Source organism: Mesorhizobium sp. W067, from assembly GCF_054719525.1.
Window position 1 is genome coordinate 4,117,390 of the sequence record NZ_JBTTII010000001.1, and the last position, 26,103, is coordinate 4,143,492.

Sequence of the window (26,103 nt, forward strand, 5' to 3'; positions counted from 1 at the left end):
CCATGCCGATCTTCATCGACCGTCGCCTGAACCCCAAGGACAAGAGCCTTGGCAATCGACAGCGCTTCCTCAGGCGTGCTCGCGAGGAGTTGAAGCGGAGTATTCGCGATCAAATCCGCACTGGCAGGATCGCCGACGTCGATACCGAGCACGCCGTGCCCATGCCTGAAAGGAAAACGGCCGAGCCGAGCTTCAACGATGACAGGGCCAGCGGACGGCGCCGACACATCCTTCCGGGCAACAGGCATTTTTCCCCTGGAGACCTGCTCCCGAAGCCGCATGGGGCCGGCGCGGCGTCGTCGGCAGGAAACACGGCGTCGGAAGACGATTTTCGTTTCGTGCTGTCACGCGAGGAGGTGCTCGAACTCTTTTTTGAGGATCTCGAACTGCCCGACCTGGTTAAGCTCAATCTCAAGGAAATCCTTGCCTTCAAGCCGCGCCGGGCCGGCTTCGCGGCAACCGGTTCCCCGACCAACATCAATGCCGGCCGCACCATGCGCAACAGCCTAGGCCGGCGCATTGCGCTGAGGCGCCCCACGCAGCAGGAACTGGAGGCGATCCTCCGGGAAATCGTCACGCTTGAGTCGGCCCCGGCCGGCGCGGCGGTGCGCCAGCGCATCGCGGAATTACGCGACGAGCTTGACCGGCTGGAGCGACGGCGCAGGCGAATTGCCTTTGTCGATCCGGTCGATATCCGATTCAACCGCTTCGACGCCCGGCCGGTGCCGAATGCCAATGCCGTCATGTTCTGCCTTATGGACGTGTCCGGATCGATGGGCCAACGCGAAAAGGACTTGGCCAAACGCTTCTTCGTGCTGCTGCACCTGTTCTTGAAACGGCGCTACGAACGCACGGAGATCGTCTTCATCCGCCATACCCATGAGGCGCACGAAGTGGATGAGGACACGTTCTTCTACAACACGCAGAGCGGCGGTACGATCGTCTCCACCGCGCTCGACGAAATGCACCGCATTATCGGCCAGCGCTATCCTGCCAGCGAGTGGAACATTTACGCCGCGCAGGCCTCTGACGGGGACAATTTCACCACCGATTCCGAGCGGTGCATAGAGCTCATGAATGGCAAGCTCATGCGCCTGTGCCAGTATTTCGCCTATGTCGAGATCATCGACGAACGCGAGAGCCACATATTTGGTGCTACCGAAAACGGGACGTCGCTTTGGCGCGCCTACAGTACGATTGAGCTGAAATGGCCCAACTTCCAGATGAGCCGCATCGCTGCTCCCGCGGATATTTACCCGGTCTTCCACCGGCTCTTCGCCAGGCAGCCGGCGGCCATCAAGAGCGCTTGAGAGAGAGATGGTCAGGCGAGCCAACGAAACGAACTTGTTGTTTTCCGGTTCCGACTGGAATTTCGAGAAATTATCGCGGGCTTTTGAAGAGATCGAGGCGATCGCGGTCGACGAGTTGCATCTCGATACTTACCCGGTCCAGATGGAGATAATCTCCTCCCAGCAGATGCTCGACGCCTACTCATCTATCGGCATGCCACTGATGTATCGGCATTGGTCGTTCGGCAAACATTTCCTTCACCAGGAGCTTCTTTACCGTAAGGGTGGTCGGGGGCTGGCCTATGAACTGGTCATCAACTCCAATCCCTGCATCGTCTACCTCATGGAGGAAAACACCATGGCGTTGCAGGCCCTTGTGACGGCCCACGCGGCGCTTGGCCACAATCATTTCTTCAAGAACAATCATCTGTTTCAGCAATGGACCGACGCCGGGGCAATCCTGGGTTATCTGGACTTCGCCAAGGGCTACATCGCCCGGTGCGAGGAGCGGCACGGCCTTGCAGCAGTGGAGGCCATTCTCGATTCGGCCCATGCGCTGATGGAACAGGGGGTGTTCCGCTACCACCGGCCGCCAAAGCTCTCGTCGGAGCGACAGCGCGAAGGGCTTCGCGAGCGCCTCGAATACGAAGAGCGCTCCTACAACGATCTGTGGCGCACGCTGCCGCCGTCGCAGAACAAAATCAAGTCCGGCAATGAGGATCAAGGGATGGCGGAGCGCAAGAGATCGCTCAACCTGCCCGAGGAAAACCTCCTGTATTTCCTCGAGAAGAACAGCCTGATCCTGGAACCCTGGCAGCGCGAGATCATCAGGATCGTCCGCGTCATCGCGCAATATTTCTACCCGCAGCGACAGACTCAAGTGATGAATGAAGGCTGCGCCACCTTCGTGCATTATACCCTCATGAACATGCTATTCGATCGTGGCCGGATCAGCGAAGGTGCCATGCTCGAAATCCTGCGCAACCATTCGAACGTGATCTTCCAGCCGGCCTTTGACGATCCCCGGTTTTCAGGCATCAATCCCTATGCCCTCGGCCTCGACATGATGCAGGACATACAGCGCATTTCGACCGAGCCGACGGCGGAGGACCGCGACTGGTTCCCGGACATTGCAGGACATGGCAACTGGCGCGAGGTCCTGCTTGAGGCCTGGGCCAACCACCGCGACGAATCCTTTATCCGCCAGTACCTCAGCCCGAGCTTGATCCGAAAATGGCGGTTCTTCGTGCTTGGCGATGGAGCCGACAAACCGCATTTCGAAGTCGCGTCGATCCACAACGAACGTGGCTATCACAAGATACGCGCCCAGCTTGCCCACAGTTACGACCTTGGAGCGAATCGGCCGGACATCCAGGTGATTGATGTCGACCTGCTCGGCGACCGGCAGTTGCGGCTGCAACACAGGGTAAAGGATGGTGTTGTGCTCGAAGGGGCCAGCCGTGACGCGACGCTCCGCCATGTCCGCAGCCTCTGGGGCTACGAGGTCAGCCTGGTCGCAGTTGACGCTCAAACCGGTGCGACAATCCACGAACGGTCTACGAGCCAGATCGCGGCATAAGCTCGGCAAAGAGCGTCATGTGGCGGACCTGCTCGGTACCTTTAGGATTCGCCCGCCGGCCTGATCCTGATCCTGGCGATCCGGTTCTTGTCGCGTTTCATCACCACGAAGCGCTTGCCGTGGAAGGTGAAAGCCTGCTTTTCCTCGGGGATCGACTGCGTCTCGTGGATGACCAGCCCGGCAATGGTGGTCGCTTCCTCGTCAGGCAGGTTCCAGTCGAGCGCCCGGTTGAGATCGCGGATCGGCACGGTGCCGTCGACGACCACGGAACCGTCCGCCTCCTGCTTGACGCCCTGAATGTCGACGTCGTGCTCGTCGGCGATCTCGCCAACGATCTCCTCGATGATGTCCTCCAGCGTCACCAGCCCTTCGACCTCGCCATATTCGTCGACGACGATAGCGAAATGCGCCTTGGCACGCAGGAAGGCGTTGAGCTGTTCCTGCAGCGTGGTGGTGTCGGGCACGAACCAAGGCTTCGACGCGATCTTCATCACGTCGATCCGGGAAAAGTCGTTGCCGACCTCGTTCAGCGCTCGCAGCAGGTCCTTGGCGTGCAGCACGCCGACAATGTTGTCGAGAGAGCCTTTCCACAACGGCATGCGGGTGTGCGGGCTCTGCAGGATCTCGCGCACCACGGCTTCCGGCCCATTGTCGGCATTGACTGAGCGCATATTGGTACGGTGGACCATGATGTCGGAGACTTCGAGCTCGGCGAGATCGAACAGCCCGCCGACACGGTCGCGGTCCTCACGCACCATCTGGCCGTCGCGGCGGAAATCGTCGACCGCGCCGCGCAACTCGTCCTGTGTCGAGCGCTGCGGCTCGATGCGCGACAACTCATAGCCGAACATGGCAAGCAGGCGCGTGCGCACGGCCAGGACCAGCAGGATGAGGATGGCAAGGACGGCGACGACGGTCCAGCCGGGCTCGTTGATCATCGCTGCCGGCTTTCCTGGCCCGGGTGGTTCTCCCTGAGGAACGAAAGCACTTCCGACGCCGGTACATCCTTGGCAATAAAAGCCTGGCCAACGCCGCGCGTCAGGATGAATGTCAGCGCGCCGCGCGACACTTTCTTGTCCTGGGTGATGAAGCCAAGCAGCGCCTCGGCATCGGGCAACTCACCAGGGATGTCGGCCATCCGCCAGGGTAGACCTACGGCGCGAAGATGCGCCTCGACCCGCGCCGCGTCGTCCGGGCTGGCCAGATTGAGCCTTGCGGAAAAGCGGTGCGCCAGCGCCATGCCGATGGCGACGCCTTCGCCATGGACGAGGCGGGCGCCGTCATACTGTGTGGCGCCTTCCAGCGCATGGCCGAACGTGTGGCCAAGATTGAGCAGTGCGCGGTCGCCGGTTTCGAACTCGTCGCGGGCGACGACATCGGCCTTGGCGCGGCAGGCCTCGGCAATCGCCTCCGCCCGTTCCGCACCACCGGCGAACACCTTTTTCCAGTTCGCTTCCAGCCAGGCGAAAAACGCCGGTCGGTCGATCAACCCGTATTTGGCAAGCTCGGCATAGCCGGCGCGAAATTCGCGGATCGGCAGCGTGTCGAGCACTTCGGTATCGGCCAGCACCAGTTTCGGCTGGTGGAAGACACCGACCAGATTCTTGCCGCGCGGACTGTTGATGCCGGTTTTGCCACCGACCGAGGAATCGACCTGCGCCAGCAGCGAGGTTGGAATCTGGACGAAATTCATGCCGCGGCGCACGATGCCGGCGGCAAAGCCGGTGAGGTCGCCGATGACGCCACCGCCGAGCGCAATGACGACATCGCCGCGCTCCAGCTTGGCGGCGAGCACGCCGTCGACCACCTCTTCGAGATGGGCAAAGCTCTTGGTCTTTTCGCCGGCTGGCAAAGTGATGACGGCAGGCTGGATGCCGCCTGTTTCCAGACCGGCCTTCAGCGCGTCGAGATGTGCCGCCGCGACATTGTCGTCGGTGACCACCGCCGCCCTCGTGCCGGGCAGGCGGCGCGAAATCTCGGCGCCGGCGCGCGCCAAAAGGCCGGGGCCGATCAGGATGTCATAGGCGCGCTCGCCAAGGCCGACCTCGACAGTGACCTGTTCGCTCACAGCCGCACCTCGCCCGGCGCAGTCGGAGCCGGAATGCCGAAATGCCCGCACAGCGCGTCGACAACCTCCGTCGCAATGACCTCCTTGCGGTCGTCGCGTGTCGGCACGGTGATGTTGGACGTGGCATAGACCGGGTAGCGCTCGCCCATCAGTCGCTCGAGCACGGCGCGCGGATCGGCGCTTTTGAGCAACGGCCGGTTCTGCTTCTTGGACACGCGTTCCATCAACAGGTCGATCTCGGCCTTCAGCCACACCGACACGCCATGCCCGGCGATCGCTTCCCGCGTCTGCGCATTCATGAACGCGCCGCCGCCGGTCGACAGCACCTGCGGCCCACTCTCCAGCACGCGCAGGATGACGCGCTGCTCCAATGCCCGGAATTCGGTCTCGCCATAGCGTTCGAACAGTTCCGGCACCGTCATGCGCGACACGGTTTCGATCTCCTGGTCGCTGTCGACGAAGGGCAGCGACAGCATCGTCGCCACCTTGCGGCCGATCGCCGTCTTGCCGGCGCCCATCAGGCCGACAAAGACGATCGAGCGGCTTCCCAGCCTGTCGAGCAGCGCGGCATGGCTATCGCCGGGAGGATTTGCTGGTAACGCGTTCATGAGACCATGCTGTTTCTAAGCCGTCTTTGCCGGCGTATCGACATCAAAAGCCCGTTTGCGTCAAGCATAGCGCCTTTCGCACGCAGAGCCCTTCGTCCTTGAATTGACGGAATTAGCGTCCCATAAGGACACGGGCTTGGAATCGCAGAGCAAGAAGACGGGCGAAGATTGATGCCGACACTGTTCCGCTTTGTCGTGACGATGATGATTCTTGCCGGCATTGCCTATGGTACGATGGTGGCGCTGGCGATGTTCGTCGAGCCGAAAAAAGCCGAAATCACCGTGCGCATCCCACCGGAAAAGCTGAACCCCAAGAAAAACTGACCCAAACTGACCCCTGGAACATGAACAGCGCGGCTCGCATCGAAGCCTTTCTCGAGATGATGAGCGCCGAACGCGGTGCCGCTGCAAACACGCTGTCTTCCTACCGCCGTGATCTCGAAGACGCTTCGCAGCAGATTGCCGGCGGGCTTGCCGCTGCCGCCGCAGCCGACATCCGCGCCTATCTCGACGATATCGCGGCGCGCGGCTTTGCGTCGACGTCGCAGGCGCGCAAACTGTCGGCGGTCCGCCAGTTCTTCAAGTTTCTCTACGCCGAGGGCTTGCGCGGCGACGACCCGACCGGCACGCTGGACAGTCCGAAAAAGGGCCGGCCGCTGCCCAAGACGATGAGCGAGGCCGATACCGGTCGGCTGCTCGACCGTGCGGCGCTTGAGACAGGCGATGGCGTCAATGGCGACCGGGTGGCGGCACTGCGCCTGCACGCTTTGGTCGAGGTGCTCTATGCCACCGGCCTGCGCGTCTCCGAACTTGTCGGCCTGCCGGTGACCGTCGCCCAGCGTGACGACCGCTTCTTCATGGTGCGCGGCAAAGGCGACAAGGAGCGCATGGTGCCGCTGTCGGCCAAGGCCCGCACGGCCATGCGGGCTTGGCTCACAGCCCGGGCCACGGTGCCGGCTTTCGCCGACAGCCCGTTTCTGTTCCCGGCCGCCGGCGACAGCGGCTTTCTCTCCCGGCAGGTCTTTGCCCGCGACCTCAAAGGCCTTGCCGCGCGGGCCGGCATATCGGCGGCCAAAATTTCGCCGCATGTGCTGCGCCATGCTTTTGCCAGCCATCTCCTGCAGAACGGCGCTGATCTCAGGGCGGTGCAGCAGCTGCTCGGCCACGCCGATATCTCGACCACGCAGATTTACACGCATGTGCTGGAAGAGCGGTTGGTGCGGCTGGTCAACGATCATCATCCGCTTGCCGACTAGGCCTCATATCGCTATGTGAGGGCAACGTGCCCGCGCGGAGCCTACATCTGCGCGATGTTTGCCTTCCGACGCATCGGTCCGCTCAAGAATGTACAATTATCTCGATTTCGAAAAGCCGGTGCAGGACCTTGAACTCAAGATCCTCGAGCTGAAGAAGCTTGCCGAGAATGGCGAGGCGGTCGACGTCGGCGACGAAATCAGCCGGCTCGAGAAGCGCGTGCGCGACGCGCTGCGCGACATCTACAAGGCGCTGACGCCGTGGCAGAAGGTGCAGGTCGCGCGCCACACCGACAGGCCGCATTGCCTCGACTACATCAAGGGTCTGTTCAGCGATTTCACGCCGCTCGCCGGCGACCGCAATTTCGGCGAGGACCAGGCGATCATCGGCGGCTTCGCCCGCTTCCGCGGCGAACCGGTGGCCGTCATCGGCCAGGAAAAGGGCTCCGACACGGCGAGCCGGCTCAAGCACAATTTCGGCTCGGTGCGCCCTGAAGGCTACCGCAAGGCCGTGCGGCTGATGGAACTTGCCGACCGTTTCCAGATCCCACTTCTGACGCTGGTTGACACCGCCGGCGCCTACCCCGGCGTTGGCGCCGAGGAACGCGGCCAGGCTGAAGCCATCGCCCGCTCAACCTCGGCCTGCCTCGGCCTCAAAGTGCCATCGATTTCGGTCGTCATCGGTGAAGGCGGTTCGGGCGGCGCCATTGCGATCGCCACCGCCAACCGCGTCTACATGCTGGAACACGCCATCTATTCGGTGATCTCGCCGGAAGGCGCTGCCTCGATCCTGTGGCGCGACACCACGCGCTCGAAAGATGCGGCGACCAACATGAAGATCACCGCCCAGGACCTTCTGGAAATGAAGATCATCGACGCCATCATTGCCGAGCCGCTCGGCGGCGCCCAGCGCGCGCCCGAAACGGTGATCGCCGCCACCGGCGACCTCATCGCCAAGACGATGAAGGATTTTGCCGGCGCCAACACCGATTTTCGCGAACAGCGCCGCGAAAAATATCTGGCGATGGGCCGCAGCCTCTGATTTTGGCCGGCAGCGCACCGCAATGTGGCGTTAAGGAGCAATTTCGCCACAAAAATGCCGCCGCATTCGGCTCAATAAAAAATCCGTGACACCGGGCGAATTGCCGTGGGGGGCGCCGTCCGACGCTTGCGGTAAGGAATTTTCAAGGTTAACGGGCTTAGGGTCCGTCAGTGTTCAGCATGCAGGCCCGGGCGCTATCCGGCCGTGCCGCGAGAAAAAGACATAGCCGTATCCATGTTTACCAAGCTTGCCCGCACTGGACTTCTGATCGCCGCGCTTGGCGTTGCCGGCTGCAACGATTCCTCGATGAAGAATTTTGCGCCGGAAGCCAGCAAACCGCTGCCGGACAAGATCCTGGCCGACATGAAGGCCAAGGGCATGATCCGCACCTCGTCGGTGATGGCTCGCATCTTCAAGGAAGAAGGCAAGCTCGAAATCTGGAAGGCCAAGACCACCGGCCGCTACGAGATGGTCGCCAGCTACGACATCTGCAAATGGTCGGGCAAGCTCGGCCCAAAATACACCGAGGGCGACCGCCAGGCGCCGGAAGGTTTCTATACGGTCCGCCCGTCGCAGATGAATCCGCGCTCGAACTATCACCTGTCCTTCAACATCGGCTATCCCAACGCCTATGACCGTGCCAATGGCCGCACCGGCGCCAATCTGATGGTGCACGGCGCCTGCTCGTCGTCGGGCTGTTATTCGATGACCGATCCGCAGATCGAGCAGATCTACGCTTTTGGTCGCGATGCCTTCCAGGGCGGCCAGACCGAGTTCCAGATCCAGGCCTTCCCATTCCGCATGACCGCCGCCAACATGGCGCGTTACCGCAACGACCCGAACTATGAGTTCTGGAAGATGCTGAAGGTCGGTTACGACAATTTCGAGATCACCAAGGTGCCGCCGAAAGTCGATGTCTGCGACAAGCGCTATGTCTTCAACCAGGTGGCGCCCGAGGGCACGACATTCGATCCGACCGGCGCCTGCCCGGCGACCACGCAGCCGGATTCGCTGAAGAGCGCACTCAACGCCTATCAAAGCAGCTATGACGCGGCCTTCACCGGCGCGGTCAAAGCCAGCGTGCCGGCGCCCAAGCCGACCATTGCCGGCATCAAGGAAGCCGCCATCGTTTCCGAATGGTCGAAGCGCCGCGCCCGGGGCGAGCGCGTGCCGATCGAACCGCCGTCGCTGAATTCCGACGGCACGCTGACCGAGACGGCGCGCATGGGCCGCATCGATTCGCCCGCCGGCCGCAAGATGGCGGCGCTGGACGCAGAGAAGGAAGCCAAGCGCAAGGCCGAGGAACAGCGGGTTGCTGCCATCGAGGCTGCGAAAGCCGCCAAGGCCCAGGCACTGGCTGAAAAGCAAGCCGCAAAGGCCCAAGCGCTGGCCGAAAAGGAAGCAGCCAAGCAGGCCCCCCAGCAGCCGGTCGCCACTGCGAGCGTCGAGGCGGCGCCTGCAGAACCGCCGGCGGACGAAAGCCGGATGTCGAAGATCAAGAACAAGCTGCTAGGCATGTTCGGCGGCTGAGGTTTTTCGCCTTGCCGATGCATGTCGCCCAAAAGTGCGCAGCGGTTTTGGGACAAAGACATGCATGAAGACAAACAAACAAATCACACCGCGATCTATGACCTCAAGGGCCTGAACTGCCCCCTGCCCGTTCTCAAGGCGAAAAAACGCTTGGCGGCAATGCAGCCGGGCAGCCGGCTTTGGCTGGAGACCACCGACCCGCTGGCGGTCATCGACATCCCCGCCTTTTGCGCCGACGCTGGCCACCAGCTTGTTGAAACATCAGCCGTCAGCGGCGGCCACCGCTTCCTGGTCGAACGCGGCGCATAGCGAGCCTGACAATCAGCCCCCGGCTATCGCCAGCGGATTGCTCTCCAGCGCCGCGCGATCCGGCGTGTCGATCGACGGCCGGTTGGTGAAGGCGGAAAACAGCCGGCGCACATAATCTTCCGGCATATCGAGCGTGATCAGCACCAGCCTGGTGCCGCGTTGGCCGTCCGGCCAGGCCAGCAGCCGCGCCGGCGGATGCAGGATCTTCTGCACCCCGTGGACGACAAGCGGCCGCGACGGGTCATCCGCAAGCTCGATGATGCCCTTCATCCGCAAAAGCTTGTCGCCATGCGCAGAACGCAGCAGGTCGAGGAACATCTCGATCGCCGAAAACGGCACCGGGCCGTCATGGACCAGCGAGTAGGAGCGCACGCGGGAATCGTGGCGGTGGTGGTGCTCATGCTCGCCGTGGTCATGATCATGATGATGGTGGTGCTCATGGGCGGCTTCTTCGCCGAGCCAGCGCCGGACATCGGCGGATTTGGTCGCCGGATTGTAGAGGCCGCAATCGAACAGCGCCGTGACGCCGGTTCGGCCGTCGCCGGCGTCCAGCACCACGGCGCCTGGATTGAGCTGATGGAGTCGCGTTCGCAAAGCATCGACGTCGCCGGGATCGCTGGCCAGATCGACCTTGGTCAGCACGATGCGATCGGCGACCGCCACCTGCTTGACCGCCTCGACATGGCCGTCGAGCGTCGCATTGCCGTTGACCGCGTCGACCAGCGTGATGACGCCATCAAGTCGGAAGGCCTGCACAAGGGCGGGATGCGCCATGATCGACTGCAGCACCGGCGCCGGATCGGCGAGCCCGGTGGTTTCGACAACGACGCGGGCAAGGCGGGCGATACGGCCGGTCTGCAGCCGGTCGACGAGGTCAGCCAGCGTATCGACCAGTTCGCCGCGCACCGTGCAGCACAGACAGCCGTCGGACAACTGGATGATGCCGTCCGAGGCCTGCTCGACCAGCAGGTGGTCGATCGCCACCTCACCGAATTCGTTGATGATGACGGCCGTGTCGACCAGTGCCGGATCTTTGAGCAGCCGGTTGAGCAATGTCGTCTTGCCGGCGCCGAGGAAGCCGGTGACCACCGTGACGGGTATCGGAAAGCCAGCCATCGCCTAGTTCGCGGCTTTGACCAGCTGGTCGCCCTGCACCGCGGTTGCCTGGCCCACCACGGCCGGTTCGGCGCCCTTTGGCGCCGGAATGTCTGGCCGCCAGCTCGGCAGCGGCACATCGGCGTATTCCTGGCCGCCCTGGTCGAGCATCGCCTTCGGCGCCGGCCCGGTGGCGCCGCCGAGGCCGACTGCAACCAGCGTCGGCACGTGGTCGAGCTTTTCCTGATAGGGCGATTTCGGCACGTCGGCGCCCTTCGCGGCCACCGGCGGAGCCGCCTCGGACTGCTCGTGCGGCGCCTTCTTCCTGCAGATCTCATCATGCATGTCGTTGGGTGACATGGTATCGCCATAGGAAGGCATGGCCGCAACCGTGAGCCAGTTCGGGTCGGGCGTGGCAAAGCCCTGGTCGAGCAGCCTGGCGGCGGTCTCGGCACGGCTGATCGCCGATTTTTCGCCGAGCACGACCGCGACCAGCGTGCGGCCATTGCGTGTCGCCGAGCCGATCATGTTGAAGCCCGAGGGACAGACGAACCCGGTTTTCATGCCGTCGGCGCCGGGATAGCGCCCGATCAAGAGATTGTAGTTGGAGATCGCCTTCTTGCCGACGGCAAGGCCTTCGATCGAGAACCAGGGGGCGTATTGCGGGAATTCCTTGCGGATCGCCATCACCAGCAGGGCAAGATCGCGCGCCGTCGTGTACTGCTCCGGCGAAAACAGGCCGTTCGGATTGACGAAATGCGTTCCGGTCATGCCAAGCCGCGCCGCCTCCGCATTCATGCGAACGGCGAATCCGGCCTGCGAGCCGCCTATGTTTTCGCCGATGGCCATGGCGATATCGTTGGCCGATTTGACCAGCATCATCTTCAACGCATTGTCGAGCCGCATCACCGAGCCCGGCTTGAAGCCCATCTTGCTCGGCGGTTCGCCCGCCGAATGCTTGGTCACCTTGATCGGTGAATCGAGCTGGACCTCGCCGGCGGCAATCGCCCGGAAGGTGACATAGGCGGTCATCAGCTTGCTCAGCGAAGCGGGATACCAGCGCTTGAAGGCGTCCTGGTGCTGCAGAACCTTGCCGCTGTTGAGGTCGAACAGGATCACCGGATTGGCCAAAGCTGGCCCAGCCAGCATAGGTAGCGCCAAGCCGCCCGTTAGCAGTAATTTGAGGATATGGCTGTGCCGCATCATGGAATCCGAAATCGCCTCTTGCCGTAGTCGCCCCTGGCTCCGTAAGATTTCGTTACGCGATGGCCAGCATGACCTGATCCGGCCCTCAATTTCCGGATCACATTGTCTGGGGTGCTATTTACCCTATGTGACGCCAAGATGGCAAAGTGCCAAGATGGCAACAAGCATGGCAATCACAATTGCAATCAAGCAGGCCAGATCGTCTGCTCCAACAGCGAGATGGAACCATTATGCCGATTCTCAACCGCGCCGCCGAGATGCAGGATGAAGTTGCCGGCTGGCGACGCCAACTGCACCAGACGCCAGAACTGAATTTCGATGTCTTCAAGACCGCCGCCTTCGTCACCGAGAAGCTGAAGGAATTCGGCTGCGACGACGTGGTGACGGGCCTCGGCAAGACCGGCGTCGTCGGCATCATCCATGGCCGCAAGGGGCAAGGCGCGACCATCGGCTTGCGCGCCGACATGGACGCGCTGCCGATCAACGAGATCACCGGTAAGCCCTATGCCTCGACCATTCCCGGCAAAATGCATGCCTGCGGCCATGACGGCCATACGGCGATGCTTTTGGGCGCCGCCAAATATCTGACCGAAACGCGCAATTTCGCCGGCTCGGTCGCGGTCATCTTCCAGCCGGCGGAAGAGGGCGGCGGCGGCGGCAACGAGATGGTCAAGGACGGCATGATGGAGCGTTTCGATATTTCGCGCGTCTTTGGCATGCACAACATGCCGGGCCTGCCGGTGGGCCAGTTCGCCATCCGGCCGGGCCCGATCATGGCGGCGACCGCCGAGTTCACCATCACCGTGAAGGGCCGCGGCGGCCATGCGGCGATGCCGCACGGCACGATCGACCCGATCGTCATCACCAGCCAGTTGGTCGGCGCCCTTCAGACGGTCGCTTCGCGCAGCACCGATCCGGTCGAGGCGGTGGTGGTTTCGGTGACGAAGTTCCACGCGGGCGACGCCTACAACGTCATTCCCGAGACCGCCGAGATTGCCGGCACGGTGCGCACACTGAAGAAAGAGATCGCCAAGAAGTCGGAAGAGCGCATCCGCACCATCTGCGAAGGAATAGCCACCGCCTTCGGCGCGACGATCACTGTCGACTATGACGCCAACTATCCCGTGACCTTCAATCATCCGGAAGAAACGGTCTTTGCCGGCGATGTCGCGGCAAATGTCGCCGGCGACACCCAGGTCCACCGCGCCATCCAGCCGGTGATGGGCGGCGAAGACTTCTCCTACATGCTGGAAGCCCGCCCTGGCGCCTTCATCTTCATCGGCAATGGCGAGACCGCCGGCCTCCACCATCCGGCCTACGACTTCAACGACGAAGTCATCCCGCACGGCATGAGCTACTGGGTTAAACTGGCCGAAACGGCGCTGGCAGCCTGACCTGCCCCGACGAAAGGCCGGCCGATTAGCCTTCGGCCGGCCTCTTCATTGCCTTCGGCGAGCCTCTTGGCGAAACGATCGGAAGCGGCTATGTGTCGGGCCGCGTGGTCCCGTAGCTCAGTAGGATAGAGCGGCAGATTCCTAATCTGTAGGTCACAGGTTCGATTCCTGTCGGGATCACCAGCAAGATCAAAGGCCTGGTGACTGAGATAGCCTGTCGGCATGTTGCAGCACTGATGGACTGGTTTTCGGTGATTTTCACGGACGCGACCAAGCAAGCAGCCTGACTTTAGTTCCATAGAAAAAGTCCATCCCTGAGGTCTCAGGAGCGAGCTTTAAGCATCTACAGCCGCGAAGAGAATCGACCTCTTGCAAGTACAATTCCAGATCGAGCGATGGTTCCCAGTCGATCCGTTACCGTCTGAGTTCGGCGCCGCCAACTCAACGAAGCCGGCCGTATCCTAGCTGGCAACCAGGGGCACCGTGACGGTCGTGGCGTAATTTATCGGATACTGGTCGAAATACGGGAAAGCGATGACGAAGGCATAGCTGGCGGTCAGATGCGCCATCTTGAAACCGCCGCTGGCAGGGTCGGTCGCGATCGTCACAATGACGTTCTTCAGACCCAGGTTCACCAATTTCTGCGTGGCGATGGCCTGGATGTCGCTCTGCGAAAGCGTGTTGTTCAGCTGCAGCGCCCGGGAAGAGGTTTCCAGTGTATAGCGGACGGTCGACACGGCATTCATGGCCCAGCCGAAGGCGAAGATTCCGAACAAAAGCATCACCAGGAAAGGCGCGATCAAGGCGAATTCCAGCCCGGCTGCGCCGGAGCAGTCACGGCGCCACCTGGATCCGATCCTTTCAGCGGACACGGATCACCTGCTGATGACTGATCGCGCGCGGGTCCGGGAAGACACCGAAGTTAAACGGGGGCACCCAGGTGCCCGTCGCCGTTATCTGGACGAAGACGGTCGGCAGCTTCGTTCCGCCGCAAATGGTGGTCGCATCCACGACCGTGGCGCCGCACAAATAGGAGCGGACCAGTACGACCGCGGCGTCCTCGGGCTTGTCGTTCCAGCTCGAAAGCGCGACCGCCTGCGTTCCGGTGTCATTGGACGCGCCGGCCATTACGAGATTGGCCGCGGTTTTAACGCCCGCGCGCATCTGCAGGTAACTCGTTACGTAGGACCAGCCGTCGGCGATGCCGAGGCAGACGAGGCACAGGATGGGCAGCAACATGGAAAACTCGACGGCAGCTATCCCGGATTTGTCCAGGACAATGCGCAAGGTCCGCCCACCCATCCCGCTACTCGACGAGCTGAACGGATTGCGTCGCCGGAATGTTCTTCATCCCGAGGCTGGTGCAGTCCTGCTTGATGGTCGTACTGCCGGACCACTGGATGGTGTCGGCGACGACCTGAGTGCAGCCACCGTTCCCCGAGAAGTTGCCAAGATAGTTGACCTGCTGCCTGGGAAAATAGATGGCGCCGGTCAAAAGCGAGTCCGCTGTGCCATTGAAGGTGCTCTGCGCCGCAGTCCCGGTCCTGTCGCCATAGAACAGCACGCCGGAATAGGCTCCGGAGGTAGGCGCGCTCAGCGTCACCTTGGCGTTGCCGTTCATGCTGACAGTGTTGCTGCCTGCCATGAAGATGGTTACCCCGCTGCCCGCGACGACCGCGTTGGCGTTGACCTTCATACCGCCCTGCACGACGTAGACGCCGGGCTGCAGGGTGACGTTGCCGCTGAGGCTCATGCCGCTACAGTAGGTGCCAGGCTGGAGTGTTTGCGACGTCTTGTTGCCGTTGACAGACTTGCACGGGTTCCCGGCCGTCGGCGCCGCCAAGCTGGAGAAAGGATCGGCTGCCGGCAAGGCTTGGGTGATGTTGGACTTGCAGACCGTGGTCGCCGGATTGTTCAGCACCATGCCGCCGACCGTGATCAGGCAGTCGGCCTTGAGCACCGCCGAGCCCTGCGTCTTTATGGCGTCCGAGGCAATCGAGTCCGACATGACCGAACAGCCGGTGAGGTTGACGGTGGTGTTGCCGGAAAAGAGCGCAGCCTGGGAGGCCGACTGACTAAGCGCCAGCACGCAAGCCTTGGAGGCGTCATTGATCAGCGCCACCGCCCTTGCCTGTTCGGCAACGGGCGCCTGGTTGAAAATCGCCGTGAAGTAGCGATCGAGGTTCTGCTTGACGATGACCTCCACCGCCTTCTTTGCGGTGTTCGGGCCGGACAATGGCGGCGTGTTGACCTGGATCGTGCCCGGCGTGGCAAAATTGTTCGAGGTCGCGGACTGCGTGGCGGCGGCGATGATGGTCGGGTTATCGGAACCCGCGACTTTCTCGAGCGCACCGGCATAGGCCGCGGCATCGGCAACGGCCTGCAGCTTGAGGCTGCTGTAATACCAGAAGGATGTCTCCACACCGAGGCCGGCGCCGCCAACCACGACCGGCAAGGTGAAGGCAACGATGACGGCAACGTTACCGTTCGTGGCGCGCCTTAGGCGGCTCAAAGCAAACCAAATCCGGGTGAACGCGTTGGATGCCATATGTATTAGAAACCACGAATAGATAAACGAATGTCTAAAAACTCCATTCCGATTCGACGTAGTCGAACGGGCTAGCTAGGCGCAAGTTGCAGCGACCGCGCAACATCCTGTCGGAGGTTCCGCCCCAATCGACGAATGCGAAATATGCCGCTATCCCGAACTTTGTTGTCGACCAAGTGACATTTAAATGCCCCCTCTGCGAAGAAGCTATCGAGAAGACAGGGGACACCGCGCTGCCGGTAAGGGGAAAGATCGGCTCACGCCGCCTCAGGAACTTTGTGCAATCCGTCCGGGGCTGGCTCTGAGGGCCACACACGCCCGAAACCAACCACTCCAGCCACGATCAGTCCGTGAGGCGCCCACGAAACAACGTGGTGCCGTCGGTCAGCTGCGACCTGGAGATATCCCGGAACCCAGCCCCGGCCATCCACCCGCGATACTGACCTTCCGTGTACGATTCGCCCGCGCGGTAAAGGTTCAGGAAGGTGAGATTGAGAAAGACACCCTCAGGCGGGCCGAGACGGTCGTCATCGACGACACCCCACCCCGCAATTGCGATCTCGCCTCCTTGGGTGAGGCAACGCGCCGCGTTCAGGATCGAACTGCGCGCCTGGTCCGGCGGCAGGACCTGGACGACAGCCTTCAGGATTGCCAAGTCATGCCGGCCGGTCGATGGCGCGACCGTTATGTCGCCTTCTTCGACAACCACATCGCCGGCACCGTATTCCGACAGGATCGCTGGTGCGACCGCCGCGACCGTCGGGAGTTCCATCAAAGTCGCCGCAATATGCGGCCATCGCTCGCGAAGACCGACCAGAATGGTCCCGGCGCCGCCGCCGATGTCGATCACCGAACTGACCGCCGAGAAGTCCAGTTCACGGGCGAGATTTCGGCCGAAAATCACCCCTCCCGGTGCGAGCATGCGGCTGAAGGCCGCTGCGATTCTGGCCCCGCTTCGGAAAAGTCGTGCAGCGCGGCCGGCCGATTCTGCCGCAGCGACTCTGCGGTCAAAAGGTCGGCTCCCCAGAGTTCGCGCAGCAGCACATGATCGCCGCCGCGATAGGTCGGCTTGGACGCGTCAAGAAACTCCGACGCTTCGGCTCCGTTGCGAAACTGACCATCCTCGACGTCGAGGAGACCGATGCTGGCGAGCGCGTAGAGGAGCCGCGACAGACGAGCGGGCTCGACTTTGAGCGCTGCCCCAAGGCTGTCGGCAGTCGCAGCATCGCCGCCGAGCCAGGTGAAGATGCCAAGGTCCAGCCCGGCACGAAGCGCCAAGGCGGGGGGCACCCCTGCGATCAGCTTGTCGATCCGATCGGAATCCACCATGTCATATCCCGTTGTGCGATCCAGGATCGACTTTGAACAGCTCGGCCAACCTCGTCAAATCAGTTCGCCAGCGCGCCGCTCTCCGCGTCGAGCAGGTTCAGCTTGGCGGTATCGGGTTCGACGTAAAGCGTATCTCCGGGGCCAGCGCTGATCCTACCAGCGCCCGCGACCGTTGTGCGCCGGCCCGGCATACCTCAAAAATCCGGCTGTGATAATGGCTGGTCGCGCCTTCGGACGCTACGCAGGCAAGGCCAGCAGCGCCAGTCCGGCCAGCGCCGAGCCGGCCAATGTCGGCAGCATGCCGATCCTCAGTTTCAGCATGGCGACCATGGCGGCCGCCGCCAGCAGCGCGGCGCGCCAATCCAGCGACGACAGCACCGGTAGCTCCATCCCAAGACCAAAACGGTGCACCGCGCCGAAGACGACATGCAGTGCGAACCACAGCGCAAGGTTCATCACCACGCCGACCACAGCCGCCGTGATCGCACTCAGCGCCGCCGACAGCGCCTTGTTGCCGCGCAGCGCCTCGATGTAGGGGGCACCCAGAAAGATCCAGAAGAAGCACGGCACGAACGTCACCCAGACCGTCAGCAATGCGCCGAGCGATCCGGCCACAAGCGGTCCCATCGCACCGGCGTGACGATAGGCGGCGACGAAGCCGACGAACTGCAGCACCAGGATCAATGGTCCCGGCGTCGTCTCGGCCAGACCAAGCCCATCGACCATTTCACCCGGCGCCAGCCAGCCGAACGAGGTCACCGCTGCCTGCGCGACATAGGAGAGCGCAGCGTAGGCGCCGCCGAATGTGACCACCGCCATCAGGCTGAAGAAGCCGCCAAGCTGTGCCCAAACACTGGCAGGGCCGGTCAGCGCCAGGATCAGTACGACCGGCCCGAGCCAGATCGGCAGCCAGATCGCGATGGTGCGCGGCGCGTGCCATTTCGTCGGCTTGGTGTGAGCGAGGTCGCCGCGTTCGAACATGACGTCGACGGCGCCCCTGACATCGGGCAAATTGTCCTTGCCGCGTGCGGCTCCGGAAAAACGCGCCGGTGCCAGGCGGTTGCCGATCCAGCCGGTCAGCCCTGCAACCAGGATGATCAGCGGAAACGGCAGCCTGATGACATAGATGGCAAGGAACGCGGCCACCGCGATCGCCATCATCACCCGGTTCTTGAGCGCCCGTTTGCCGATGCGGAGGACCGCCTCGACGACGACGGCCAGCACCGCCGCCTTGATGCCGAAAAACAGCGCCTCGATGACGGGCGCATCATTGTAAAGCACGTAGAAGATGCTGAGGCCCAGCATGACAAACGCACCGGGCAGCACGAACAGGATGCCGGCAACGAGGCCGCCGGCGGTCCGGTGCAGCAGCCAGCCGATATAGATGGCGAGCTGCTGTGCCTCGGGGCCTGGCAGAAGCATGCAGTAGTTGAGCGCATGCAGGAACCGCTGCTCGCCGATCCAGCGGCGATCCTCGACCAATTCCTTGTGCATCAGCGCGATCTGTCCGGCCGGCCCGCCGAAGGAGAGCAGGCCGATCCTTGCCCACAGTTTCGCGGCTTGGCGGAAGGTCGGGACGATCGGAGCCTCGGTAGCCTGTGCATCGTCGTCCGCGGCGAGGGCGCTCATGGCGCTTTGCCCGCGCTGGGCCAATTGTGGGTTTCGTCAGTGGCATCGCGGCACCATCTGAAGAACGCATCGTAGAGCAGCATGCCGGCATCAAGCTGTTCGAGATCGTCGCGGAACATGCGCGACAGCCCGAGCGATGCAGCGAGGAACCCGGCCGCCTGCGGTACGAGATCGAGGCGCGCCGTATCGGCTGCACGCACGATCAGCGCAAGGCGATCGAGCGCTTCGGACCGCAACCCGAACTCTTCGATCATCGTGTCGAAGGTGCAGCGCTCGCCGCGATGGCTCCAGAACACGTCGTCGATGTCGAAGGCAACCGCCCCAAACCGATCGGCGGCCGCCAGCACTTCAGACGGCTCGACAAACAGGAACACCGCCGAGGGATCGACGAAGCGGCGGATCAGCCAAGGACAGGCGATGCGGTCGACCTTGGGGCGGGCACGCGTCACCCAGACCGTGCGGCCCTTGTCGTCGCGGGGCGGTATCTTGTCGGCCTTGACCAGAAGTCCCTTGGCCGCCTGCCACGCCTCGAAGCCGCCTTCAAGGGATTCGGCAGCAATGCCCTCATGGCGCAGCCATGCGGCAACGCCTTGCGAGAGCTTCAGCCCCTTCTGGCAGATGACGACAGCATGAGCCCCCGTGAACTCGGCCGCCCAGCTCGAAACAGACTTGAAGTCGCGCCGGCACGAGGCCGGAAGCAGCCGCGGATCGACGTCGTAGTCTTCGTCGATGCGGACATCGACAAGAACAGGCGCGTCGGACAGACCGACAAGGCGGGAAAGCTGCGCTACGGTGATTGCGGTTGTTGACGGCATGGCGTCCACCTCCAGAGTGAGAGTTTGGACGCGATCATTGGGCTGACGCCTCACGGGGTCGTCGCGAAGGAACCCCTTGCCACAATGCTGGATTGATCTTTCGTCTTTGTCAAGGAAAGAGCGGCGCCGGGGAGCGCGCCTACTGCGCCGTCCAGCCGCCATCCATCGGCAAAGTCGTGCCGGTAATCTGCCTGGCCGAGTCCGAGCACAGAAACAGCGTCAGCGCGGCGAGCTCCTCGACGGTGACGAATTGCTTCGTCGGCTGTGCCGCCAGGAGCACGTCGCGCTTGACCTGTTCCTCGGTCATGCCGCGCGCCTTCATCGTGTCGGGGATCTGCTTTTCGACCAGTGACGTCCAGACATAGCCGGGCGCGATGGCGTTGACGGTGATGCCGTCCTGCGCGACTTCCAGCGCTACCGTCTTGGTCAGACCCGCTATGCCGTGCTTGGCCGAGACGTAAGCCGACTTGAACGGCGAGGCGACCAGTGCATGCGCCGACGCGGTGTTGATGATGCGGCCCCATTTGCGCGCCTTCATGCCGGGCACCACGGCCTTGATCGCGTAAAAGGCGGCAAGCAGATTGATGCGGATGATGGCTTCCCACTTGTCGTCGGGAAACTCCTCGATTGGCGCGACATGCTGTATCCCGGCATTGTTGACCAGAATGTCGAGGCTGCCTAAGGCCTGCTCGGCTTCGCGCAGCATGGCGGTCACCGCTGCGCCGTCCATCATGTTGGCGCCGGAGTAGCGGCACTGGACGCCGAAATCCTTCTCGATGCCGGCGCGCTCCTGTTCGATCGCCGCGGCTTCGCCAAGGCCGTTGATCGTGACGTTGGCGCCCTCGGCGGCAAGGGCGCGGGCAATGGCCAGGCCAATGCCGCTGGTCGATCCGGTGACGAGCGCATTCTTCGAAGAAAGGGAACCCATGGAGATCTCGCGACTGTTAGGAGGACTACAAAGGCACATAGTTTGTGCGCCGCAACATGACAATGCCATAACCATATGCCGGCGCCATCACAGCCCTAAAACGCGCTTTGCCGGCCTCGCCGAGCGCCGTCTCAAGGCTGACACGTCAAGGCTGGCACGGCAGTGTTATGGTGCGGCGCAACATAGTCGGCCGCGCATTCGCGCAGTCATTCCTGAAGCATCGATCCAACGAATCAGGGGGGCTGTAGCTTGAAATCGCCGATGTCGTGATGCGTGCCTATGCCATGCCGCTTACTAACCGTCCTTTCCGCCCGGCCCGTATCGCTTCTTCGACCGCGACGCCCTAAGCTATCCCGCAATCTCCAGTAGGGCCGATACCAGCAAGTGGCGTTCGTCGGCGGACAGCACGTCGGAATCGAAGAGGTTCATGCTGCGCAGCCCTTCGATGGCCAGAAAGCAGACCAGCAGCGTCTTGAGGTCCGGCGTCTCGCTCTTCAGCCGCTGCAGCAGCTGTGACTTGAAGGCTTTTATCGGCGTCAGGAAATCCGGATCCTCGGCGATCGCCGAGAATATCCACGAAGCCGTCGGCTTCGGCTCCTCACAATCATCCGCCGAGAGCCGGATATAGGTGGCGAGCAGGCTCTCGCCGCTGGCGCCGGCGACACGGCCCGATTCCAGCGCCAGCTCGAACGCGCGCAGGTAATTCTCCACCAGGCCCTGCATCAGTTTGGCCTTGGTCGGAAAGTTATATAACAGGCCGCCTTTCGACACGCCGGCGCGGCTGGCGACGGCGTCAAGCGACAGGCTGCCGGGACCGGTCTCGCGTGCGACATCGGCGGCGGCGGCGAGTATCTTGTCGCGCGAATTTGCCCTTTGGGTCTTCATCGATCCCTTCCCCCGCACCAGCCTAGGCGGAATTGACAAGACCGTCCAGACGGTACAGTAAGTTCGCCGTCATTTGTAATCGGGACCTGGCGTCGATAAGTGTCCCGCTATTCGGCTATTTTGCCGGACACCGGCCGAGGGGACAGTTCGTGAAGCGCTTCATCTCTATCACCGCAATTCTGCTTCTGCTCGCTCTGGTGTGCGTCGGCGTTGTCGGCTTCAACCTGTTCCGCGACAACGCTATCAAACAGTATTTCGCCACCATGAAGCCGCCGGCGACGACCGTATCGACGGTTGTCGTCAAGCCTTCCGACTGGACGCCGGGCGTCGAGGCGATCGGCACGGTACGCGCCGTGCGCGGTGTCGACCTTACCGTCGAGACCAGCGGCATCGTCAAGGACATCCTTTTCCATGCCAACCAGAAGGTGCCGGTCGATTCGGTCCTGCTGCAGCTCGACGATGCCGTCGAACGCGCGGATCTGGTCGCGGCCAAGGCGCAGTCCGTGTCCGACAAGACGGCGCTCGAACGCGCGCTGGAGCTGCAGCGGCGCGGCGTCGGAACGGATGCCACGCTCGACACCGCTCAAGCCGCTGCATCGGCCTCCGCCGCGCAGGTCAACAAGCTGCAGGCCGTGCTCGATCAGAAGCAGCTGACGGCGCCGTTCGCCGGCACCGTGGGCATCCCCAAGATCGACCTCGGCCAATATCTCTCGCCCGGCAACGCAGTGGTGACCTTGCAGGATCTGGACACCATGCGGGTCGATTTCTCGGTACCCGAACAGCAGCTGCCGCTGCTCAAGATAGGCCAGGCGGTGCGGCTCGGCCTCGGCGGCACCGGCGGCGGCGCCGACATGCCGTTTGCCGGCTCCATTCGCGGCATCGATCCCAAGATCGACGCTTCAAGCCGCCTGGTGTCCGTCCGCGGCGAGGTCGCCAACCCTGACGGCAAGCTGACGCCCGGCCAGTTCGTCCAGGTTCGCGTCGAGCTGCCGCAGGAGAAAAACATTCTGTCCTTGCCGCAGACGGCATTGACGTCGAGCCTCTATGGCGACTTCGTCTTCGTCGTCGTTCCGGCGAAGCCGGCGGAAGGCGCCCCAGCCGCGAAACCCGAGGAAAAGCCTGCCGCGGGGGCCGACGCAGCAAAGCCGGCGGCAGATGCAAAGCCGGCAGACGCGAAACCGGCTGCCGAAGACGCCGCGGCGAAGCCCGCGGACAAGCCGGCTGTCGACCCCGCGAAGCCCGCGGCAGAACCGGAAAAGCCGGCGCTCGTGCTGTCGCAGGTGTTCGTGAAGCCCGGCCGCCGCAACGACGGCATGGTCGAGATCATCGAGGGCATCAAGGCCGGTGACGAGGTCGTCACCGCCGGTCAGAACCGTCTCTTCAACGGCATGTCCGTCGCTGTCGACAACACCATTGACCCCAGCAAGTCGGCTAACCAGCAGGCTCAGCAATGAACTTTTCCGACATCTTCATTCGCCGGCCGGTCCTCTCCACCGTCCTCGCCTGCATGATCCTGCTCCTGGGTTTCCAGGGCATCTTCAACCTGTCGATCCGGCAGTATCCCAAGGTTGACGAGACGGCGATCACCATCACCACCGCCTATCCCGGCGCCAGCGCCGACCTGATCCAGGGCTTCATCTCCGCCCCGATCGCGCGGGCCGTCGCCTCGACCGAGAACATCGACTACGTCACCTCGTCCAGCCGGCCGTCTTCGAGCACCGTGGTCGTCCAGATGAAGCTCGGCTCCAATCCGGATGTCGCGCTCACCGAGGTCCTGTCGAAGGTGCAGGGCGTACGCGGCACCTTGCCGGATGCATCCAAGGACCCGGTCATCGTCAAGGGTACCGGCCAAGAGTTCGCGATGATGTACATCTCGATGCAGAATCCGAACATGAGCAAGGAGCAGCTCACCGAATATATCGAGCGGGTGGTGCGGCCGCGCATGTCGACGGTCGAAGGTGTCGCCGACGTGCAGATCTTCGGCGCCGAGGAATATTCGATGCGGGTCTGGATCGACCCGGTCAAGCTTGCTGCGCGTGGCGTCACCGCCGCCGAAGTGCTGGCGGCGATCAACAACTCCAACTTCCTGTCGGCGCCCGGCAACACCGAGAACGAATATGTCGTCTCCTCGATCACGGTTCGCTCGACGCTGCAGACGCCTGAGGCCTTTGCCGAGCTTCCGCTGCGCTCGACGGACGGCCAGGTGGTGCGCTTGCGCGACGTGGCGCGAGTCGAGCTTGCCGCCGAGAGCACCGACACGAGGGTGAGCTTCAATGGCAAGCCCGGCACCTTCCTCGCCATCTTCCCGACGCCGGCCGCCAACCCGCTGACAACGGCGGAGGCGATCCACAAGATCGTGCCTTTGATTCAAGAGACGCTGCCGAAAGGCATGACCATCGAAATCGTCTACGATTCCACCGAACAGATCAGCGCCTCGATCGATGAAGTGTTCAAGACCATCGCCGAAGCCGTCGCCATCGTCGTCGTGGTCATCCTGTTGTTCCTCGGCTCATTCCGCTCGGTGATGATGCCGATCGTGACCATCCCGCTGTCGCTGGTTGGCGTCTGCTTCCTTTTGTTTGCGGTCGGCTATTCGATCAACCTTCTGTCGCTGCTGGCCATGGTGCTGGCCATCGGCCTTGTCGTCGACGACGCTATCGTGGTGGTGGAGAACATCCATCGCCACATGGAGGAGGACCACATGTCGCCGATGCAGGCGGCCTTCAACGGCATGCGCGAGATTTTCTCCGCCATCGTGGCCATGACCATCACGCTCGCCGCCGTGTTCGCGCCGCTGGCCTTCACCGGCGGCCTGACCGGCGCGCTGTTCCGCGAGTTCGCGGTGACGCTCGCCGGTTCGGTGGTGCTGTCCGGCCTCATAGCCGTCACCATCACGCCGATGATGGCGGCGCGTCTGCTCAAGGCGGGATCGCACAGTCGCTTCCAGCGCGTCGTCGACGGAACCTTCAGCCGTGTCGAGCATGTCTATGAGCGGGCGGTCACCGCCTCCTTGAGAAATCGACCGGTGACGCTGCTGATGGTCGTGGCGCTGGTTGCGCTCACCGGCTTCATGTTCACCAAGACCTCGAGCGAACTGGCGCCGGAAGAGGACCAGGGCTTCCTCTTGTCTATCGTGACGGCACCGCGCTACGCGACCTCGGACTACACCGAGACCTACGTCAACCAGATCCTCGGCCTGGTGAAGGACATTCCCGAAACCAGGGCGCAATTCTCCGCCGTTGCCTTTGGCGGCGCCACCAACGGCGCCTTTGTCGGCTTCGCCTTCAAGGATTGGGCCGAGCGCCAGCGCAACTCAAAGGAGCTTCAAGCCGATATCCAGGGACGCCTCGGCAAGGTGGCCGGCGTCGAGGCCTTCGTCTTCGCGCCGCCGACGCTGCCGGGCTCCGGCGGCGGCCTGCCGATCTCCATGGTGGTGCGCTCGACCGGTGGTTCCGCCGAGGTCTACGAGGCGGCCGAGCAGATTAAGAACAAGGCGCAGGCCTCCGGCCGCTTCATCGTCGTGCAAAACTCGATGTCCTTTGACGCTCCGCAGGTGACGGTGACCATCGACCGCGACCGCGCGGCGGCTCTCAACCTGCCGATCGCCGACATCGGCCAGACGCTGACGCTGCTGGTCGGCGGCGCCGAAGTGGCTCAGTTCGACCGCGACTCCAACAGCTACGACATCATCCCGCAGGTGCCGAAGGAATTCCGCGACAATCCCGAGAAGCTCGGCGAATATTTCGTGCGTAGCGTGACCGGCGAAATGGTGCCGCTTTCAGCGGTGGTGAAGATTTCGACCAACGCCGCGCCGGCCGCGATCGAGCAGTTCAACCAGCTGAACTCGGCGACGATATCAGCGCTGCCGCTTCCCGGCGTCACCACGGGCGACGGGCTGCAGACCCTGGAGAACCTTGCCAAGGAGAGCCTGCCCGATACCTTCTTCATCGATTATTCCGGCCAGTCCCGGCAGGAGAAGGAGCAGGGCAACACGATCCTTATCGCGTTCGCAGCCGCCGTAATCGTCATCTATCTGGTGCTGGCGGCGCAGTTCGAAAGCTTCCGCGACCCGCTGATCATCATGATGGCGGTGCCACTGTCGATCTTTGGCGCCATCGTGCCGCTCAATCTGGGGCTTGGAACGCTCAATATCTACACGCAGGTCGGCCTGATCACACTGATAGGTCTGATCACCAAGCATGGCATTCTTCTGGTCGAGTTCGCCAACCAGCAGCGCGAGCTGCATGGCATGAGGCGGCGCGATGCGATCGTCGCCTCGGCCAAGGTGCGCTTGCGGCCGATCCTGATGACGACAGCGGCGATGGCGCTCGGCGTCGTGCCGCTGATCGTGTCCAGTGGTGCTGGTGCGGCGGCGCGCTATTCGATGGGCCTCGTGATCTTCACCGGCATCCTGGTCGGAACCATGTTCACCCTGTTCGTGGTGCCGATGTTCTACACCTTCATCGCCAGCAAGGACCTGCCGCACCACGCCGAAAAGCCAGACCCGAAGCTGATGCCGGTGCACGCGGACTGAGCTGCGAACGGCGTTAGCGGACAAACGAAAAGAGGCCGGAAATTTCCGGCCTCTTTTTTGAC

Annotated in this window: 24 protein-coding genes and 1 tRNA gene; 11 read left to right on the forward strand and 14 right to left on the reverse strand. The window is 62.8% G+C overall.

The genetic code is table 11. The features are described from left to right. Positions 1–2: 2 nt before the first annotated feature. Both ACYG97_RS20025 and ACYG97_RS20030 read left to right on the forward strand, forming a co-directional pair. Complete coding sequence (locus tag ACYG97_RS20025; protein ID WP_023734621.1) at positions 3–1,310, forward strand: YeaH/YhbH family protein; 1,308 nt, start codon at positions 3–5, stop codon at positions 1,308–1,310. A 7-nt stretch (positions 1,311–1,317) separates the two neighbouring features. Continuing rightward, the gene (locus ACYG97_RS20030; protein WP_023734622.1) at positions 1,318–2,868 is read left to right on the forward strand and encodes a SpoVR family protein; all 1,551 of its coding nucleotides are present in this window, start codon (positions 1,318–1,320) and stop codon (positions 2,866–2,868) included. A 41-nt stretch (positions 2,869–2,909) separates the two neighbouring features. Here ACYG97_RS20030 and ACYG97_RS20035 read toward each other — a convergent pair whose 3' ends face one another. From ACYG97_RS20035 to ACYG97_RS20045, 3 genes are read right to left on the reverse strand one after another with little or no spacing between them, the layout of a single operon-like run. Then, positions 2,910–3,806, reverse strand: a complete 897-nt coding sequence (locus tag ACYG97_RS20035) for an HlyC/CorC family transporter (protein WP_023670669.1) — start codon at positions 3,804–3,806, stop codon at positions 2,910–2,912. Continuing rightward, entirely contained in the window at positions 3,803–4,936 is a 1,134-nt protein-coding gene (gene aroB, locus ACYG97_RS20040; protein WP_023734623.1) for a 3-dehydroquinate synthase, read from the reverse strand. Before aroB ends, ACYG97_RS20035 begins: the two co-directional genes overlap by 4 nt. Then, on the reverse strand, positions 4,933–5,544 hold the full coding sequence (locus tag ACYG97_RS20045) for a shikimate kinase (protein ID WP_023670667.1): 612 nt from the start codon (positions 5,542–5,544) through the stop codon (positions 4,933–4,935). Before ACYG97_RS20045 ends, aroB begins: the two co-directional genes overlap by 4 nt. Before the next feature lie 171 nt (positions 5,545–5,715). Here ACYG97_RS20045 and ACYG97_RS20050 point away from each other — a divergent pair, with 171 nt between their 5' ends. The 5 genes from ACYG97_RS20050 to ACYG97_RS20070 all read left to right on the forward strand — a co-directional run bounded on the left by ACYG97_RS20050 (position 5,716) and on the right by ACYG97_RS20070 (position 9,678). Continuing rightward, positions 5,716–5,868, forward strand: coding sequence for a hypothetical protein (locus ACYG97_RS20050; RefSeq protein WP_023670666.1), 153 nt, complete (start codon positions 5,716–5,718; stop codon positions 5,866–5,868). A 20-nt stretch (positions 5,869–5,888) separates the two neighbouring features. After that, entirely contained in the window at positions 5,889–6,800 is a 912-nt protein-coding gene (locus ACYG97_RS20055; protein WP_460221605.1) for a site-specific tyrosine recombinase XerD, read from the forward strand. 88 nt (positions 6,801–6,888) lie between these two features. Then, the gene (locus tag ACYG97_RS20060) at positions 6,889–7,839 is read left to right on the forward strand and encodes an acetyl-CoA carboxylase carboxyltransferase subunit alpha (protein ID WP_023685389.1); all 951 of its coding nucleotides are present in this window, start codon (positions 6,889–6,891) and stop codon (positions 7,837–7,839) included. A 234-nt stretch (positions 7,840–8,073) separates the two neighbouring features. Continuing rightward, positions 8,074–9,369, forward strand: a complete 1,296-nt coding sequence (locus ACYG97_RS20065; RefSeq protein ID WP_023714988.1) for a L,D-transpeptidase family protein — start codon at positions 8,074–8,076, stop codon at positions 9,367–9,369. Positions 9,370–9,429: 60 nt separating this feature from the next. Further along, positions 9,430–9,678 carry a sulfurtransferase TusA family protein gene (locus ACYG97_RS20070; RefSeq protein ID WP_027050749.1) on the forward strand — a complete coding sequence of 83 codons (249 nt, stop codon included), beginning with the start codon at positions 9,430–9,432 and terminating at the stop codon, positions 9,676–9,678. A 12-nt stretch (positions 9,679–9,690) separates the two neighbouring features. Here ACYG97_RS20070 and ACYG97_RS20075 read toward each other — a convergent pair whose 3' ends face one another. After that, on the reverse strand, positions 9,691–10,794 hold the full coding sequence (locus ACYG97_RS20075) for a CobW family GTP-binding protein (protein WP_023734624.1): 1,104 nt from the start codon (positions 10,792–10,794) through the stop codon (positions 9,691–9,693). Between the two features lie 3 nt (positions 10,795–10,797). Next, positions 10,798–11,976, reverse strand: a complete 1,179-nt coding sequence (locus ACYG97_RS20080) for a D-alanyl-D-alanine carboxypeptidase family protein (protein ID WP_023694057.1) — start codon at positions 11,974–11,976, stop codon at positions 10,798–10,800. A gap of 233 nt (positions 11,977–12,209) precedes the next feature. Between ACYG97_RS20080 and ACYG97_RS20085 the strand changes: the two genes are divergently transcribed. Both ACYG97_RS20085 and ACYG97_RS20090 read left to right on the forward strand, forming a co-directional pair. Further along, positions 12,210–13,373: a M20 aminoacylase family protein gene (locus ACYG97_RS20085; RefSeq protein ID WP_023734625.1), complete on the forward strand. Its 1,164-nt coding sequence runs from the start codon at positions 12,210–12,212 to the stop codon at positions 13,371–13,373. A 106-nt stretch (positions 13,374–13,479) separates the two neighbouring features. Then, positions 13,480–13,556: transfer RNA gene (locus ACYG97_RS20090), tRNA-Arg, on the forward strand. Between the two features lie 278 nt (positions 13,557–13,834). Here ACYG97_RS20090 and ACYG97_RS20095 read toward each other — a convergent pair. The 9 genes from ACYG97_RS20095 to ACYG97_RS20135 form a co-directional block, all read right to left on the reverse strand. Then, the gene (locus ACYG97_RS20095; RefSeq protein ID WP_023708223.1) at positions 13,835–14,245 is read right to left on the reverse strand and encodes a TadE/TadG family type IV pilus assembly protein; all 411 of its coding nucleotides are present in this window, start codon (positions 14,243–14,245) and stop codon (positions 13,835–13,837) included. Beyond that, the gene (locus ACYG97_RS20100; protein ID WP_245260130.1) at positions 14,235–14,660 is read right to left on the reverse strand and encodes a TadE/TadG family type IV pilus assembly protein; all 426 of its coding nucleotides are present in this window, start codon (positions 14,658–14,660) and stop codon (positions 14,235–14,237) included. Before ACYG97_RS20100 ends, ACYG97_RS20095 begins: the two co-directional genes overlap by 11 nt. Before the next feature lie 19 nt (positions 14,661–14,679). Continuing rightward, positions 14,680–15,885, reverse strand: a complete 1,206-nt coding sequence (locus ACYG97_RS20105; RefSeq protein WP_460221606.1) for a pilus assembly protein TadG-related protein — start codon at positions 15,883–15,885, stop codon at positions 14,680–14,682. Between the two features lie 379 nt (positions 15,886–16,264). Beyond that, positions 16,265–16,843, reverse strand: a complete 579-nt coding sequence (locus ACYG97_RS20110) for a methyltransferase (protein WP_245260889.1) — start codon at positions 16,841–16,843, stop codon at positions 16,265–16,267. Continuing rightward, on the reverse strand, positions 16,822–17,250 hold the full coding sequence (locus tag ACYG97_RS20115) for a methyltransferase family protein (RefSeq protein ID WP_245260890.1): 429 nt from the start codon (positions 17,248–17,250) through the stop codon (positions 16,822–16,824). The genes ACYG97_RS20110 and ACYG97_RS20115 overlap by 22 nt, the downstream gene beginning before the upstream one ends. Before the next feature lie 237 nt (positions 17,251–17,487). Then, positions 17,488–18,879, reverse strand: coding sequence for a chromate efflux transporter (gene chrA / locus ACYG97_RS20120; protein ID WP_023734627.1), 1,392 nt, complete (start codon positions 18,877–18,879; stop codon positions 17,488–17,490). Continuing rightward, positions 18,876–19,694: a chromate resistance protein ChrB domain-containing protein gene (locus ACYG97_RS20125; protein ID WP_023683941.1), complete on the reverse strand. Its 819-nt coding sequence runs from the start codon at positions 19,692–19,694 to the stop codon at positions 18,876–18,878. Before ACYG97_RS20125 ends, chrA begins: the two co-directional genes overlap by 4 nt. Before the next feature lie 139 nt (positions 19,695–19,833). Continuing rightward, positions 19,834–20,622, reverse strand: a complete 789-nt coding sequence (locus ACYG97_RS20130) for a 3-hydroxybutyrate dehydrogenase (RefSeq protein ID WP_023734628.1) — start codon at positions 20,620–20,622, stop codon at positions 19,834–19,836. A gap of 348 nt (positions 20,623–20,970) precedes the next feature. After that, on the reverse strand, positions 20,971–21,507 hold the full coding sequence (locus tag ACYG97_RS20135) for a TetR/AcrR family transcriptional regulator (RefSeq protein ID WP_023670057.1): 537 nt from the start codon (positions 21,505–21,507) through the stop codon (positions 20,971–20,973). Between the two features lie 149 nt (positions 21,508–21,656). Between ACYG97_RS20135 and ACYG97_RS20140 the strand changes: the two genes are divergently transcribed. Continuing rightward, on the forward strand, positions 21,657–22,961 hold the full coding sequence (locus ACYG97_RS20140) for an efflux RND transporter periplasmic adaptor subunit (protein ID WP_023670058.1): 1,305 nt from the start codon (positions 21,657–21,659) through the stop codon (positions 22,959–22,961). Further along, on the forward strand, positions 22,958–26,041 hold the full coding sequence (locus ACYG97_RS20145; protein WP_023696405.1) for an efflux RND transporter permease subunit: 3,084 nt from the start codon (positions 22,958–22,960) through the stop codon (positions 26,039–26,041). Before ACYG97_RS20140 ends, ACYG97_RS20145 begins: the two co-directional genes overlap by 4 nt. Positions 26,042–26,103 lie beyond the last annotated feature (62 nt).

Coding starts and splice junctions, on each gene's coding strand:
- ACYG97_RS20025 (WP_023734621.1), top strand. CDS start 3: ATGCCGATCTTCATCGACCGTCGCCTGAACCCCAAGGACAAGAGCCTT.
- ACYG97_RS20030 (WP_023734622.1), top strand. CDS start 1,318: ATGGTCAGGCGAGCCAACGAAACGAACTTGTTGTTTTCCGGTTCCGAC.
- ACYG97_RS20035 (WP_023670669.1), bottom strand. CDS start 3,806: ATGATCAACGAGCCCGGCTGGACCGTCGTCGCCGTCCTTGCCATCCTC.
- ACYG97_RS20045 (WP_023670667.1), bottom strand. CDS start 5,544: ATGAACGCGTTACCAGCAAATCCTCCCGGCGATAGCCATGCCGCGCTG.
- ACYG97_RS20050 (WP_023670666.1), top strand. CDS start 5,716: ATGCCGACACTGTTCCGCTTTGTCGTGACGATGATGATTCTTGCCGGC.
- ACYG97_RS20055 (WP_460221605.1), top strand. CDS start 5,889: ATGAACAGCGCGGCTCGCATCGAAGCCTTTCTCGAGATGATGAGCGCC.
- ACYG97_RS20060 (WP_023685389.1), top strand. CDS start 6,889: ATGTACAATTATCTCGATTTCGAAAAGCCGGTGCAGGACCTTGAACTC.
- ACYG97_RS20065 (WP_023714988.1), top strand. CDS start 8,074: ATGTTTACCAAGCTTGCCCGCACTGGACTTCTGATCGCCGCGCTTGGC.
- ACYG97_RS20070 (WP_027050749.1), top strand. CDS start 9,430: ATGCATGAAGACAAACAAACAAATCACACCGCGATCTATGACCTCAAG.
- ACYG97_RS20075 (WP_023734624.1), bottom strand. CDS start 10,794: ATGGCTGGCTTTCCGATACCCGTCACGGTGGTCACCGGCTTCCTCGGC.
- ACYG97_RS20080 (WP_023694057.1), bottom strand. CDS start 11,976: ATGCGGCACAGCCATATCCTCAAATTACTGCTAACGGGCGGCTTGGCG.
- ACYG97_RS20085 (WP_023734625.1), top strand. CDS start 12,210: ATGCCGATTCTCAACCGCGCCGCCGAGATGCAGGATGAAGTTGCCGGC.
- ACYG97_RS20110 (WP_245260889.1), bottom strand. CDS start 16,843: ATGCTCGCACCGGGAGGGGTGATTTTCGGCCGAAATCTCGCCCGTGAA.
- ACYG97_RS20115 (WP_245260890.1), bottom strand. CDS start 17,250: ATGGTGGATTCCGATCGGATCGACAAGCTGATCGCAGGGGTGCCCCCC.
- chrA (WP_023734627.1), bottom strand. CDS start 18,879: ATGAGCGCCCTCGCCGCGGACGACGATGCACAGGCTACCGAGGCTCCG.
- ACYG97_RS20125 (WP_023683941.1), bottom strand. CDS start 19,694: ATGCCGTCAACAACCGCAATCACCGTAGCGCAGCTTTCCCGCCTTGTC.
- ACYG97_RS20130 (WP_023734628.1), bottom strand. CDS start 20,622: ATGGGTTCCCTTTCTTCGAAGAATGCGCTCGTCACCGGATCGACCAGC.
- ACYG97_RS20135 (WP_023670057.1), bottom strand. CDS start 21,507: ATGAAGACCCAAAGGGCAAATTCGCGCGACAAGATACTCGCCGCCGCC.
- ACYG97_RS20145 (WP_023696405.1), top strand. CDS start 22,958: ATGAACTTTTCCGACATCTTCATTCGCCGGCCGGTCCTCTCCACCGTC.